Annotated in this window: 12 protein-coding genes; 6 read left to right on the top strand and 6 right to left on the bottom strand. The window is 45.7% G+C overall.

Annotation, left to right across the window (positions count from 1 at the left end):
- The first annotated feature begins 19 nt into the window (after nt 1-19).
- Nucleotides 20-1,033, top strand: a complete 1,014-nt coding sequence (locus SOHN41_RS07490; RefSeq protein WP_007647290.1) for an NADP-dependent oxidoreductase — start codon at nt 20-22, stop codon at nt 1,031-1,033.
- A 117-nt stretch (nt 1,034-1,150) separates the two neighbouring features.
- Here the strand turns inward: SOHN41_RS07490 and rssA are convergent, their stop codons facing one another.
- A complete protein-coding gene (gene rssA, locus SOHN41_RS07485; RefSeq protein ID WP_007647288.1) occupies nt 1,151-2,095 on the bottom strand; it encodes a patatin-like phospholipase RssA in 945 nt (314 codons plus the stop codon).
- A gap of 243 nt (nt 2,096-2,338) precedes the next feature.
- Between rssA and SOHN41_RS07480 the strand changes: the two genes are divergently transcribed.
- The 4 genes from SOHN41_RS07480 (at nt 2,339) to SOHN41_RS07465 (ending at nt 5,390) form a co-directional block, all read left to right on the top strand.
- Entirely contained in the window at nt 2,339-3,688 is a 1,350-nt protein-coding gene (locus tag SOHN41_RS07480; protein WP_007647286.1) for a DEAD/DEAH box helicase, read from the top strand.
- 139 nt (nt 3,689-3,827) lie between these two features.
- Entirely contained in the window at nt 3,828-4,265 is a 438-nt protein-coding gene (locus tag SOHN41_RS07475; protein ID WP_007647279.1) for a DUF3010 family protein, read from the top strand.
- A gap of 43 nt (nt 4,266-4,308) precedes the next feature.
- Nucleotides 4,309-4,818 carry a M48 family metallopeptidase gene (locus tag SOHN41_RS07470; RefSeq protein ID WP_007647277.1) on the top strand — a complete coding sequence of 170 codons (510 nt, stop codon included), beginning with the start codon at nt 4,309-4,311 and terminating at the stop codon, nt 4,816-4,818.
- 101 nt (nt 4,819-4,919) lie between these two features.
- Nucleotides 4,920-5,390, top strand: a complete 471-nt coding sequence (locus tag SOHN41_RS07465) for a hypothetical protein (protein ID WP_007647276.1) — start codon at nt 4,920-4,922, stop codon at nt 5,388-5,390.
- Nucleotides 5,391-5,690: 300 nt separating this feature from the next.
- Here the strand turns inward: SOHN41_RS07465 and SOHN41_RS07460 are convergent, their stop codons facing one another.
- The 4 genes from SOHN41_RS07460 to SOHN41_RS07445 all read right to left on the bottom strand — a co-directional run bounded on the left by SOHN41_RS07460 (nt 5,691) and on the right by SOHN41_RS07445 (nt 12,488).
- Nucleotides 5,691-6,986, bottom strand: a complete 1,296-nt coding sequence (locus SOHN41_RS07460) for a peptidoglycan DD-metalloendopeptidase family protein (RefSeq protein ID WP_007647274.1) — start codon at nt 6,984-6,986, stop codon at nt 5,691-5,693.
- A 265-nt stretch (nt 6,987-7,251) separates the two neighbouring features.
- The gene (locus SOHN41_RS07455) at nt 7,252-10,308 is read right to left on the bottom strand and encodes an SbcC/MukB-like Walker B domain-containing protein (protein ID WP_007647272.1); all 3,057 of its coding nucleotides are present in this window, start codon (nt 10,306-10,308) and stop codon (nt 7,252-7,254) included.
- The gene (locus SOHN41_RS07450) at nt 10,305-11,450 is read right to left on the bottom strand and encodes an exonuclease SbcCD subunit D (protein ID WP_007647270.1); all 1,146 of its coding nucleotides are present in this window, start codon (nt 11,448-11,450) and stop codon (nt 10,305-10,307) included. The genes SOHN41_RS07455 and SOHN41_RS07450 overlap by 4 nt, the downstream gene beginning before the upstream one ends.
- A 264-nt stretch (nt 11,451-11,714) precedes the next feature.
- Nucleotides 11,715-12,488: a TSUP family transporter gene (locus SOHN41_RS07445; RefSeq protein WP_007647268.1), complete on the bottom strand. Its 774-nt coding sequence runs from the start codon at nt 12,486-12,488 to the stop codon at nt 11,715-11,717.
- A gap of 152 nt (nt 12,489-12,640) precedes the next feature.
- On the opposite strand from SOHN41_RS07445, the gene SOHN41_RS07440 reads away from it, so the two are divergent.
- Nucleotides 12,641-13,528, top strand: a complete 888-nt coding sequence (locus tag SOHN41_RS07440; RefSeq protein ID WP_007647267.1) for a LysR family transcriptional regulator — start codon at nt 12,641-12,643, stop codon at nt 13,526-13,528.
- A 158-nt stretch (nt 13,529-13,686) separates the two neighbouring features.
- On the opposite strand, the gene SOHN41_RS07435 is transcribed toward SOHN41_RS07440, so the two are convergent.
- Nucleotides 13,687-14,082, bottom strand: a complete 396-nt coding sequence (locus SOHN41_RS07435) for a ribonuclease E inhibitor RraB (RefSeq protein WP_007647266.1) — start codon at nt 14,080-14,082, stop codon at nt 13,687-13,689.
- Between the last annotated feature and the right edge of the window lies 1 nt (nt 14,083).

Here is a 14,083-nt window from a genome sequence, read left to right as displayed (position 1 = left end):
AACAAAAGGTTAAATTTTTATGAATAGCACTATTACCGAAACCCGTGAAATCCATTTAGCCCGTCGCCCTGAAGGCATGCCTACGGCTGAAAACTTTACTTTAGTAAATCAATCCTTAGCACCGCTCTCCGATGGGCAAGTGTTGATTAAAAACCTGTGGATGTCGGTCGACCCTTATATGCGTGGCCGCATGGTAGATCGTAAGAGTTATGTTCCACCCTTCGCCTTGAATCAAGCCCTAGAAGGCGGCGCGATTGGTGAAGTTATTGCGTCTAAAAACAGCGATTTTCCTGTAGGCACTAAAGTCAGCAGCATGTTAGGTTGGCGCGAACACGCTGTCACTGACACGGCAGGACTGACCGCTCTGCCGCAAACCGAATTAGACAGTTCACATTTCCTCGGCGTGCTTGGTATGCCGGGCATGACAGCGTGGACGGGACTGACTCGTATCACAGATTTAAAAGCAGGTGAAACCCTATTTGTCTCTGCTGCATCAGGCGCCGTCGGCAGTGTTGCTTGCCAGATTGGTAAACTGATGGGGGCTCGTGTAATCGCCTCTGTGGGTTCAGACGAAAAAGCGGAATTACTGCAAAGCTATGGTGTCGATGCCATCATCAACTACAAAACCTGTGGCAATCTTACCCAAGCGCTCACAAAAGCCGCGCCAGAAGGGATTGATGTCTATTTTGAAAACGTCGGTGGCGAGCACTTAGCCGCAGCACTGAGTAATATGAAAGATCATGGTCGTATCGCCGTTTGCGGTATGATTTCGCAGTACAACGACACAGCGCCAACACCTGGTCCAGACAACTTGGCCCTGATAGTGATGCGTAAACTTAAGCTAGAAGGTTTTATCGTATCCGAACATTGGGCGCATTATCCTGAGTTTGCCGTGAAAATGGCTCAATGGTTAGCTGAAGGTAAAGTCAAAGCTGAACAAACTATTTATCAAGGGCTTGAACAAGCACCGGATGCCTTTATCGGTCTGTTTGAAGGTAAGAATCGCGGTAAAATGTTGGTGAAATTAGCGTAACTCGCCATCAAAGCGACATAAACGCTCAGTTTTGGAGAGCAAAAAGTCGGTATAACGCGAGTTGTACCGATTTTTTCTATTTGATAGTCAGCTGTTTATCTTTTAACCTTTAACGAATTAGCCCTTCCACAGCGCAGCTTCAATCAAGTGAGCCACCTTCTCCACAGCAGCTTCGCCAGCGGCAATCGCCTCATCGGCACGGTGAAACTCCATAGTGCCGATATTGCCGACCTCAGGCACAATACAAATATCTGGCGGATCGCCCATCAAGCGCGCCCGTTTATGTCTCTGCTCTAAAATCCCCATAGACTGTGACATCACGGCGATCATGCCTGGATTAGACTTAGTCCCTAGGGAAAATTTATCGGTCAAACTGCTGACATAATCTCGGCCACGGGCAAACAAATCCATAAAGCCCGTTTCTTGTCTAGGGGATAATTCGGATTCTTCCGTCACTTTTTGGCTGGTCATATTGACAGGCAATACTTGCAATCGCCCAGAATGATATCCGTTTAAATCGACAGCGATAACGATATCCACTCCCATAGCACGGCTAACGGACACTGGAACAGGGTTCACCACTGCGCCATCAACTAACCAGCGCTCCCCTTGACGGACTGGCGCTAAAATCCCCGGCATAGAACAAGAAGCCCTGACAGCTTGACGCAAATCGCCGTGGCGGAACCAAATCTCTTGACCCGAATATAAATCCGTAGCGACTGCCGCAAAAGGCCGATTAAGTTGCTCGATCAACACGTCTCCGATGCGAGACTGCAACACATCAAACACTTTCTCGCCGCCAATCAGTCCTCCCTTACGCCAGCGAATGTCCATTAAACCAAGAACATCCCAGCTCGAAAAACTACGCACCCACTCTTCGAGTTCAGGCAAATGATCATGGGCATAGGCCGCCCCGACTAAAGCGCCAACGGAACAACCCGCCACTTTATCGGGCTTAATGCCCATCGCCGCCAATCCATTTAACACCCCAATATGTGCCCACCCCTTTGCCGCACCACTACCTAAGGCGATACCAATAGTCGGTGCTGCTCCCTTGACCATAAAATGCTCTCCTCAATAGACTCGGTCACAGAATAACCTAAAATCCCAACATTTCGACCATAGTGAGTAAAATAGATAGGATTAAGTGTTTGTCACATCGCTGTAAATGCTGAAACAGAACAGTATCTGTCCTATTTTTGACAGCAACTTAGCATTACTACTGAGATAATTATCGATGTGGATAGCTGAGAACAGCCGTTTAAGGCTATAATCTGCCCTTACTAAGATTTAGGGGATATACCTTTGCAATTTACCGATTTTTCTCTGGACCAGCGCCTGTTACAAAGCTTACAGCATATGGGGATCACTGCCCCCACCGCCATCCAGGAACAAGCACTGCCTATCGCATTGGCAGGTAAAGATTTAATGGCATCATCAAAAACAGGCTCGGGTAAAACCCTTGCGTTTTTGCTGCCAGCATTGCAAAGAGTCATATCTACCCGTGCACTGACCAAACGCGATCCTAGAGTGTTGATTTTATTACCCACACGTGAGCTAGCCCATCAGGTTTATAGCCAACTTCGTTTACTCGTTGCGAATACCCAATACAAAGCAATTAGTGTTCTGGGTGGGGAAAATTTTAACGACCAAGCTAAAGCGCTCGCTAAAGAACCCCACTTTATCGTTGCTACGCCGGGCCGTATTGCGGATCATTTAGAGCAAAAACATTTATTCCTCAATGGACTAGAACTGCTCATCCTCGATGAAGCCGACCGAATGCTGGATTTAGGTTTTGCACCGCAACTTAAGGCTATAAACGAAGCAGCGGATCATAAACGCCGTCAAACCTTAATGTTCTCGGCAACGTTAGATCACAGTGAAATCAATGATATCGCAGCAACTTTGTTAAAAAAACCTGCCCACGTGGCCATAGGCGCCGCCCATAGTGAGCATAACGATATTCATCAGCGTATTTTCCTCTGTGATCACTTAGATCATAAGGAAGCCCTATTAACTCGTTTACTGCAAGATGAACAGCATAAACAAGTCATTATCTTTACTGCGACACGTCCTGATACCGAGCGATTAGCGGCAAAACTCTCGGCTCAAGGGTTTGCAACAGCAGCGCTCAGTGGCGAGTTAAAGCAAACCGCCCGCAATCAGATCATGGATCAATTTGGCCGCGGGCTGCAGCAAGTGTTAGTCACTACCGATGTGGCATCCCGTGGCTTGGATCTGCTCAACGTATCATTAGTGATTAACTTCGACATGCCAAAGTTTGCCGAAGAATACGTTCATCGTATTGGCCGTACCGGTCGTGCTGGGGCTAAAGGTGATGCGATATCCCTCGTAGGGCCAAAAGATTGGGATAACTTCAAAAAAGTCCAAGTTTTTCTCAGAAAAACATTTGAAATCAGTGTTATTCCTGGGCTAGAAGCAAAATTTAGCGGTCTTAAAGATAAGTCCAAACAGTCACCAGCGAAGCGAAGCCCTAAGGCAACCCCTGCAAAAGGCAACGTCAAGGTTAAAGCAGCTAAAGTCGCACCATCACGTGATAAACGCTTTATTACTGGCATCGATGTAGGCGATGCGCCTATGCGTAAAAAGCCCGCGGCCCCCTTGCTACAAGACAATGAAACTGAAGAAGTTTAATTTTTAAATTGGTGTTGATGGTAACGAAATACTAAGGCTCTTTACCATCGACTTGAAACCGGCTGGAATCTATGCCGTAAGCTCCCTGAGCCTCATTCCAGCCACAATAGCGCAGTTATTGATATTTTGAAGGTGTAACATGAGAGTTTGTGGTGTTGAGTTAAAAGGTGGCGAAGCCATTATCAGTTTATTAAGTTATGAAGGCGAAACCTTCAATGTGCCTGAGTGCCGTAAGGTGTCCTTCAGTGTTTCGCAATCGGCAACAACAGAGGCTATCCGTGACTTTCATTTTGCTTTTCATAAATTAATGCAAGACTACAAAGTCGATGAGATAGTGATTATTGAGCGTGAACAAAAAGGTAAACTGGCAGGTTCTGCAACGAGTTTTAAACTAGAAGCCGCCATTCAGTTAGGTGACCTACCAGTAACTTTGTTATCCCCAGTAACGATCAAAGAGCAAAATAAACGCAACCCGCCCCAAGTCGATTTCGACAGCTTAGATCTTAAGCGTGTGCAACAGAGTGCCTTTGAGGCGGCTTTCGCACAGCAAAATCGCCGCATTTTTGGTAAAGCCTAATACTCAGATTACTGGCTCCGAAGCGATTCGGGGCCAAATTCCTATGCACCTATTAAAATATTTAAGCGGCTATAGCCCCGAAATTCAGCAACAGGTACGCCAACATATAGATGCAGGAACCTTGCCCGCACTCCTCCTACGCCGTCACCCTGAGCTCCATGATATTCGTAGTGATAAAGCACTTTATGACTATACCCAAGGGATAAAAAATCGCTTCTTGCGTCAATCCTCCCCTTTGTCCAAAGTGATTTTCGATGACAAAATTAGTATGAGTCATCATGCACTTGGCTTACATTCTTATGTATCACGGGTACAAGGGAACAAAATTAAAGCTAAGAATGAAATTCGTATATCTTCCAGGTTAAAACGCGTCCCCGAGCCTTTACTACGAATGGTCGTAGTACATGAATTAGCCCATCTCAAAGAAAAAGATCATAATAAAGCGTTCTATAATCTGTGTACTTATATGGAGCCCGATTACCACCAGTTCGAATTTGATTTGCGCTTATTACTCACCTGCATAGATGCAAATACATCACCTTACACGACTTAATCACAGTTTCCTCCTCTGCGTCTCAGTTTTATCACCCACCACTTGACTGATAATAGTTTTCATTTAGAATGAATTCGACTTATCAGTAATAGTCAGGTCGTATGAAAAAGCAGAATATTGATAAAAAGCTTGAAAAATGGTGTAAAAAACAAGCAAAAAAACTACAAAAGCAACAGGAAAAATCGACTGGCATATCAGCTTCGATGAAATTCATGTCACCAGTGTCTAACACCTCAGCTAATTTAAATCTAAATACTCGATTGCAAAGCAAAAAAAATCAGCGCAAATATTTAGGTCAATTATTATCCAACTATCTCGCGAAACAACAAATCAAGCATCTCGATAAGCCTACGCTTAAAAGGCAATTAAAACTCGCTAAAGCCCATTTTATTGCCGCTAATGATGCAAGTTTCCTGTCATCGGCCGTGATTAAACGTTTATCACCTTCACCGATCGGCCGCAGTTTTGCCCTACGTCCCTATAAAAAATCACCCTGTGGTAGCTGTCCGGCTTTAAAAGGACGATTATGCAAATGTGCCTTAAAGGCAATGCAAAAGCGTCAAGCGAGTTGAAAAAGCGTGCTGCAGAACTTATGACGGTTTCTATGTTTTACGGCTGAACTAAAAAGTATTTTAAGTACTCAATCTTATTATTAGTCCCTCATGCAACCTTTCTAGTGATATAAACCCAAACACTCAAGCTGCATTGTATTTTAAAATACATACTGCATTCATTGGCCTATAACACCCTTAGATAATTTTAAGCCTTTGTGATAGGACATAGTAATAAAAAATGCCAATGAAAAGAAATTTCATCGGCATTTTTAAAATTCGGATTATCGGTTTGAAATAATCACAGGCTTAATAAATGAATTAACCTAAATTCATTAAAGCTTGGCGGCTTTTAACCGTATTCGCAAAATTATACAGCTCTTGATTTGCTAATTGACTCGCCATCGGAATGTCGGCCTTCATAGGATCGACAGGCTTACCATTAACATGGAACTCATAATGTAGATGCGGGCCAGTCGAGCGACCAGTATTACCAGATAAAGCAATCACTTGACCGCGGGTAACTCTCTGTCCTTTACGTACCAAAGCCTTAGAAAGATGCAGATAACGAGTGCGATACTTACCGCCATGTTCTATCACTATATATTTACCCGCAAATTGGTGATCGGTAACTAAACTCACGACACCATCACCTGGTGCAATGATCTTAGTACCGATAGGCACCGAAAAGTCAGCACCATTATGGGGTGAAACACGACCAGTGATCGGGTGCTTGCGATAGGGATTAAAACGAGAACTCATTCGAGGTTGTTTAGCCAATGGAATACGCTGGAATGCACGAACTAAGCTTTGACCTTTAGCATCATAATAACTGCCATCGGTATGTTGAAATGCACTAATTTCAGAACGGCCCGTTTTAATACTCACACCTAATATTTGGCTACTACCCGTCGCTTCGCCTTCAACATATTGATCATTTACCAAAACAGAAAATTTATCTCCTACACGTAGATCCCGTGCAAAATTCACTTTCTCTTTGAGTAAATCTTCAATCCGCTGAATATCGGCAGCTGCTAAACCCATTTTTTGAGCAGATACGTAAAATGAACCTTTAATATCCCCAGTCACAATGCGATTTTGCCAAACACCTTCCACATTGACTTCTTCAACATTAAAACTCCCGTCTTCATAACGAGTAAATACCACTTGGCGTGCTGCGTTAAAATAAAGCTCTAATTTTTGTAATTGGCCTTCATTATCAAGCCAAAACTGCATACGGTTACCGGGTAATAAGGTATCGAGTGCGAGTACGTTTAAGTCAGCCTCTAATACCTTATACATAGTTTGTTGATCAACACCCGCCTTGGAAAATAAACTACTTAAAGTATCACCTGAAGCAATAATACGCTCGAAATTAGGAGTGTTGTCTATTATAGACTCTTGCTCAAGGGGGGCAGAAACCTGAGGTAAAATATTGTCAAGATCAAGGACGACTGGAATACGCTGTGCGGTGGGCACAACATGATTAGCATTGGGCATTAACATGGCTGCGCCAATCAATAAACCACCCACTAAAAGAATATTCTTGTGAGCTGGCGATAAATTCTGCAAACGGGTTTGCGAAAAATTGATAAAATTGGGTTTGCCTGTCTGCAACGCTTTCACCTTTTGTTATCGTTATTGCGTTATATTTTTGAATCAGTCCCTTTTGGGGAAGCCCTAATTTTGTCAACTTATCCCAAAAAATCGATTATGACAAACGCTATTTTGCACTTTTGCTGCACTATTTACGAAAAATATGCGCTAGCTTGCACTTTAAACCTGTTACATGCCTTATATCCCTATACTAAAATACCGAAGTGAACTTAAATTTATATTGAAAAACATGTTGTTATAAATTTTTTACCTCTATAAGCCGTGACTAAGGCAAAACGATAGCAATTTCACTCCCATGGGAGGTTTTTAAGATATCAATACGGGTATTTATCTGCTCTTTCATCTCTGAAACGTGAGAGATCAGCCCTATCATACGACCAGAGGATTGCAGATCCATCAAAGTACGAATAGCCAGCTCTAATGAGTCTTGATCAAGACTACCAAAACCTTCATCAATAAACAGGGTGTCGAGTTTAATCCCCCCAGCATAGGCTTGTACTACATCGGATAACCCTAGCGCCATGGACAAGGCCGCCATAAAACTTTCGCCGCCGCTTAGGGTTGCTACTGGACGCACTTTAGAGGTATAGGCATCTTCCACTTCTAACTCGAGCCCAGACGCCTTGTTGCCCTTTGCCCTATCTTCCTTACGCAGTAAGCGATATCGCCCCTTGCTCATCAGATGTAGCCTATGGCTCGCTTCGAGTAACACATCGTCGAGCAGTACGCTTAACACAAAACGCTGCAGACTGATCTTATTGCCTGTTTTCCCATTCGCCACATCGGCAAGCGTGCCGATAACCGCATATTCATCCTCTAAAGCCTTAGCTTTCGTATCTGCAATACTCAGCTGGGTTTGGGTTTGCATCAGCAATACTGTGCGAGTATGAAGGTGTTGCCATATCTGCTCTGCCGCTTGTAATGCCTGCTGCGCAGACTCAAGCTCGGCAGCGAGCTTAATGCTATCGGGTGGCACTTTATCTTTAAGCTTGAGCGCTAACTGCTCGCACTGGGCCATAGTCAAAGCTCTGTGCTGTTGATAAGCCTCAATCTCGCGGGCTAATGCATGCAGTCGCTCTTCATCCAACATGGCCTCAAATAAGGCCTGTTGATCAGCAAACCCCGCTGCGACTAACTGCTGGTTAAGTTGCTGCAACGCTCGCGTTTGCTGGGCTAATGCCGCCTCAGCGGCATTTTCGGCGCCATTGAGCGCCGCTTTAGCTGCTACAAAGGTTTGTCCAGTTTGTTGCTGAAGTGCCCTCACGTCAGCAATCTGTTGTTTTATTTGGCTAATAGTTTGCTGATTTTGCGCTATCGCTGCAGTTAATGCCTCAAGCGTTGTAAGCGTAGAGGGGACACTTTGCTGCATTTGCGCTAACTGCCCCTGCAATAAATCCACTCTAGATTGCAACGCACTGTCGTGTGTTTGCCCTTGCTCTAGTTTTTGTTGCAGATGCGTTTCCTGTGCGTGCAACAATACAATCTCTTGCTGTAACTGTTGCAAATGTTGATGTGCTTGCTCGGCTTGCGTGAGTGAGAAAGCATATTGCGACAAGGTAGATGCATGTTCATCTAGAGAAATATCAACCGCAGTACCTAGTTGAGCAGCGAGCTCCTTCACTTGCTGCTGCAGGGTCTCTAACTGTGTCTGTAATCCACGGTACTCCGCTCTGGCTTTGCTCAGGATTTCTTGGGCCGTTGTTTCAGCGTCTTGGGCTATTTGTAGCGCTTCATCACTTGGAAGCGACTCTTGGCTCTGTGCTGGCTGAGGATGGGTTTGGCTGCCACAGACGGGGCAAGGTTCATCTTGCTGTAATTGCCGCGCTAAAATGGCTGCCTGTCCTTGGTGCCAAGTCATTAATAGGGCTTTATGCGCAACCTGTACTTGCTGATGTCGGGCATTGAGTTGTTGCCCTTGCGCTTTCGCCTCAGCAAGTTTTGCCGCTGTCGATGATACCCTTGCAGCCACTTGTTGCCATTGCTGATAAGTCGACAATAACTGCTGTTGCTGCTGGTGCGCCTGTTGCAATGAGAGGCGAGTGTCGCTGTTGGCCTGCAGTTGTGGCAAAGCCGATTCCAGTTCACGGCGTTTTTGGGTTGCGGCGGTTAACTCATTTTTACTGATCTGAAGCTGTGTTTTAGCTTTAACTAACTGCGCTTGCTCTTGCTCGAGGGTCTTGTTGAGTCTATCCAGTTCCCTAAGCTGCGGCCCCAGCGCATTCAGTTGCTGTTTGGCTTGTTCCTGCTCGAGTAACGACGCTTCCAATACGGGCAAGTCTTGCGCTTTGAGCTCGGCATTATCAAAGGCTTGCTTGGCCTGAGTCAGTGCCGTTTGCGCATTGCTAAAGGCGAGATTGGCGGCCTTTGCTTCTTGCTCTCGGGCGAAGAACACGTCAACCATAGGAGCTAAGCGCTGTGCTTGCTTGGCTAAATTCAGCTTATGGGTTTGCGCGGCGATGCTTTCTTGCTGCGCCTCGAGCGCTGCAGTCGTTTGAGTTAAGGTATCAAACTGCGCAAATTCAGCGAGTAGATGCTGGGCGGCATCGCTGGCTTTAACCACTAATTGTTGCTGCTGTGATGCCTGCTCCTTGACACTTTGGGCGAGCGCAAGTTCAGGCGTAAGTTTGGCGAGTTCACTGCTAAGCTCATCATCGGATGCTAGGCCCGCACTTTGTAAAATACCATCGCGGCGACTGCGTTGATCTTTCACTAAGGCGCTAATATCTGCAGCCTTATTTTTTAAGGTATCTTCAATCCGTCGGTAAATATGCGTTTGAAATAACTGACTAAATATCAGTTCGCGCGCCTTAGAGTCCGCCATTAACAATTCGCGAAACTTACCCTGAGGCAATACCATCACTTGGCGAAACTGCTCCACATCGAGCCCGGTTAAGGCTTCAATCTCAGCGGTGGCCTCGGACACTTTACTGGCGACCAGTAAGCTTTCATTGCCATCGGCGTCAATTTTATAGAGCTGTGCTTCGCTCTTTTGCACCGTCGAGCCATCACCGTTTTTCTTAACTCTATCCTGTTCCGGCACACGGCGAATACGATAACTGTCATTGCCCAATTGAAAACTGAAAGTGACTTCTGTAAGTAGGCTATTGTCGGCCATATCGCAACGCATCTGACTGCCTTCACGCTCGTTGCCCGTAGTTTTGCCATAGAGCGCAAAACAAATGCCATCGAGCAAGGTCGTCTTACCCGCGCCCGTTGGGCCATTGATGAGAAATAACGGATTATTACCTAATGCAGTGAAATCAATCGTCTGAGTCGTGGCGAAAGGACCAAAAGCTGACATTGAAAGGCTAAGTGGTCTCATGCCTGGCGCTCCTCATTGTGTAGCTTAGTCAAAAGATCATCCATCACGGCTTGCTGAGCTGGCGTTAATGACTCGCCAGACACCTGGGAGAAAAAGTCACAAAACATGTCCATCTCGCCTTTCTTGATATGATCCCGACTCAAGGCGACTTGCTGTTGCCCCGCCATCAGCCCTGTGCGCTCTAAATGCAGTACATTGGGATAAACGGCCCTGAGTTTACCCATAGCATCCAAAATAGCGTGCTTATCGAGGAGCCTGACCATAAGGTAATCCTCACGCTTGGCATCCGTTTTTCCTTGGGCGAGTAAGGTGTCTAACTCCCCTTCTAAGATGCGCACATCACGCATTGAGGTTAACGGTAATAAACGGATATCAATCGGCGTTTGAGCGCCTAGTTCGACTAAGGTCACCGACTTGTGTTGATCTTGTTCACTAAAGGAATACTTCAAAATCGATCCTGAGTAGCGCACATGCTCGGCGCCCTTGTATTGCGGCCCGTGCAAATGCCCAAGGGCAACATAATCAAACTCAGTGAATAGCGCTGGCGATATTTTGTCGGCGCCACCAATACTCAATGGTCGCTCTGATTCCGACTCACTGCCACCATCCAAAAAACAATGGCTGATCACTACTTTCGGTAAGCCTTGACTATCGTGCTGACGCACTTGCTCAAGTAATACCGCCATTGCGGCCTCATGGCTTGCCGCCTCACAGTCAAAGACCTGCCGCACTGTGGCAGGTTCAACGTAGGGTAAAGGATAAAAATAGGTGGCACCCGTTGGACTTTCTAGCCGAATAGGTAAAAGCGCTGCGCTAAGCGGCCCAACAATATGTAAGCCACTTGCCGACATTTGTTTTGCCGCGAACCCTAAACGCTCGTGGCCATCATGGTTACCAGCAATCATAATCACTTGCACACCCAGATCCTGAACTAGCCGATTGAGCACATCATCTAATAGTGCCACGGCATTGGCAGGGGGGATCGACCTATCATAAATATCCCCCGCCACAATCACGGCATCGACGCTATGTTCCGTTGCCAAAGCCACAATTTGGTCGAGCACAAAGGCCTGATCATCCAATAATGGCTGATTGTGTAACTGACGACCTATGTGCCAGTCCGAGGTGTGGATAAATTTCATAATCGCTCTTAAACCCTATTGCAGCCGAACCGAGGGCTGATATTCATATTTGCTGTAGTTGGAGCAAATGCAGATGATGTAACACACTGAGTAATACAAGAAAAACAATGGAAATAAACTCAAAAAGTGCATTAGAAATGACAGGTTATACTATGCAAAAAACCTTACAGTGTATAGCCAAAGCGAGAGGAGTGAATGAATTAGAAACACGCTGGGGGATTTCCATCCAAGTATGATGGGAATCCCCCAAATTGACTCGACCGATCAAAATAGCTGGTATTGATTCACCAACAGTTTAAAACTCATGGCAAGGGACATAGTCACGACTAACGGCTTGATAATCTTAGTGCCTTTAGTGACAACCAGACGTGAGCCTAAGGTTGCGCCAATCGCTTGCCCAGCTAACATCACCAATCCCAATAACCAAATCACTTTGCCGCCCAAGGCGAAGAAAATCAATGAGGCAATATTGGTTGAGAAATTAAGTAGTTTGGCGTGAGCCGTGGCTTTTGCGAGACCAAAGCCCGCGAGGGATACAAAGGCCAGCGCAAAAAAGCTGCCCGTACCGGGGCCAAAAAAACCATCGTACAAGCCCACGCCTAAAGCCGCGGTGAACGCAAACGCAGTCGGTGTCAGCACTTGATGTTTATCGTCTTCAGAAATCTTTTTCGAAAATAAGAAATAACAACCAATGGCTAAAATCAAAAAGGGCAACATCAACTCCAGCACTTTAGTATCAACCAACTGAACGAGAATAGTGCCCAATGCTGCGCCGATAAACGCGCAAAAGAGCGACAATTTCACAGACTTAAGATCAACGAGTCCTTTACGCACAAAATACAGGCTCGCAAAAAAACTGCCGCCACAGGCTTGGAGTTTATTTGTTCCTAAGGCTACCGCCGGCGGTAAACCCGCCCACATTAAGGCAGGTATCGTTAGTAAGCCACCACCACCGGCGATGGAGTCGATAAATCCCGCCACCATAGCGACGGCAAAAAGTAACGCAGCAATTTGTAGAGTGAGGTCAAACTCGAGCATGATTTATGATTCTTTTTAGGTAAATGGGAGCCATTGCAGTGCATTAGACTGTGTTTGCCTTATAAACGCAAAGGAGTTATTGTCCCCATAGCGTGAGATAAATTCACACTAAACCATCATTTTTGGCCTAAATCAGTAGCTTGGATATCGCTATGTTTCCCGATTTACCACCACTCAATACCCTTCGAGCCTTCGAGGCAGCCGCGAGATTGCAAAGTATGACACTCGCCAGCAAGGAGTTGCATGTCACCCATGGCGCGATCAGCAAACAGATCAGAGTATTAGAGGATTATTTAGGTTTTGCGCTCTTTGTGCGTTTACATAAAAAAGTCGGTTTAACCGATGAAGCTAAGCGCTATTTACCCCATGTTCAAGCTGCGCTGCAAACCCTTTCCAGTGCCACGAGTGACTTACGTCGTCAGCCTTCTAAGCCGCAAACCTTAGCCATCAACGTGCTACCAAGCTTAACCATCAACTGGTTAATCCCAAGAATGGAGCAGTTTAAATCCCGCCACCCATACTTGTATGTGGATCTCTCCATTGGGGATTTTGCCGTGGATTTTAGCCAAGGCCGTTACGATATCGCCATTCGTAGCAGCACTGTCATTCCCAAAGGGGTCAACTATATCAAACTGATGGATGAGGATTTATGCCTTGTCTGTGCCCCCTCTCTGGCACCTAGGCTTCAGTGTATTGAAGATATTAATAGCGTCACTCTACTTAAGCACACCACCAGACCTGAGTTGTGGGAGTATTGGGCAGAAAAAGTCGGGCTTAAGCTCACCCAAGCACAAACCTTTGGTGTTGAACATTTTTATATGCTGAGTCAAGCCGCGGCCAGTGGGATGGGTGCGGCACTCATCCCACGTTTTTTTATTGAAGAGCAACTCGCAAACGGCAGTTTAGTGATCCCCTTCGATGCTGACTTTATCAGCCCGTATGCCTATTATTTGCTCACCCCAAAATCCCCGAGTATGCCACTCAAAGTACAAGCCTTTATTGACTGGTTGTTGGAGATCTTTGCGCCCTATCGTCATTGACCCATTGCCATTAACGACTACCGTAAAAAGTGTTGTCAAAATACAAAGAGCTTATACCCATACCCTAAACCCAACAGCCATGGCATAAAAGGCTGATTAGACCGCAATAAAAAACCACCTAACGGTGGTTTTTATTACTTAAGGGTAGACCCATTGGCTCAGTGCTGGCAATGCTCATCATGGACATGCCCATGATCATCATCGTCCATAAACTCATCATCGCCTTCTTGGTGTTGCATTACCCCCCAACCATCGGTCATGCCCCCAAACTCTGCGGCAAATTCGTTGAGCATAGTCTCCTGCTCAACTAAATCATCGTAGTCAGGCACCATATTGATGCATGCAATAATTTCCCACTTACCCAGTTCATCGTTCAGATTAAGCTCAAGTTCACCGTCTAAATCAGAATTCGCCAGTTCTTCTAATGCGGATTCAGCATCACGTTGGTCATCAAAAACTAAAAAGAAATCAACATCTAAAGCTTTGGTTAAGTCAATGCCAGCTTCTGCCATTGCAGCCAGCATCTTGCCATTATCATCATCAGGAAATTGCATA

It is taken from the genome of Shewanella sp. HN-41 (assembly GCF_000217915.1).
In the GTDB taxonomy this organism is placed as follows: Bacteria; Pseudomonadota; Gammaproteobacteria; order Enterobacterales; family Shewanellaceae; genus Shewanella.
Note: the sequence above shows the minus strand (reverse complement) of the source record. Positions and strands in the feature narration are given on the sequence as shown.

Coding starts and splice junctions, on each gene's coding strand:
- SOHN41_RS07490 (WP_007647290.1), top strand. CDS start 20: ATGAATAGCACTATTACCGAAACCCGTGAAATCCATTTAGCCCGTCGC.
- rssA (WP_007647288.1), bottom strand. CDS start 2,095: ATGGTCAAGGGAGCAGCACCGACTATTGGTATCGCCTTAGGTAGTGGT.
- SOHN41_RS07475 (WP_007647279.1), top strand. CDS start 3,828: ATGAGAGTTTGTGGTGTTGAGTTAAAAGGTGGCGAAGCCATTATCAGT.
- SOHN41_RS07470 (WP_007647277.1), top strand. CDS start 4,309: ATGCACCTATTAAAATATTTAAGCGGCTATAGCCCCGAAATTCAGCAA.
- SOHN41_RS07465 (WP_007647276.1), top strand. CDS start 4,920: ATGAAAAAGCAGAATATTGATAAAAAGCTTGAAAAATGGTGTAAAAAA.
- SOHN41_RS07455 (WP_007647272.1), bottom strand. CDS start 10,308: ATGAGACCACTTAGCCTTTCAATGTCAGCTTTTGGTCCTTTCGCCACG.
- SOHN41_RS07450 (WP_007647270.1), bottom strand. CDS start 11,450: ATGAAATTTATCCACACCTCGGACTGGCACATAGGTCGTCAGTTACAC.
- SOHN41_RS07445 (WP_007647268.1), bottom strand. CDS start 12,488: ATGCTCGAGTTTGACCTCACTCTACAAATTGCTGCGTTACTTTTTGCC.
- SOHN41_RS07440 (WP_007647267.1), top strand. CDS start 12,641: ATGTTTCCCGATTTACCACCACTCAATACCCTTCGAGCCTTCGAGGCA.
- SOHN41_RS07435 (WP_007647266.1), bottom strand. CDS start 14,082: ATGCAATTTCCTGATGATGATAATGGCAAGATGCTGGCTGCAATGGCA.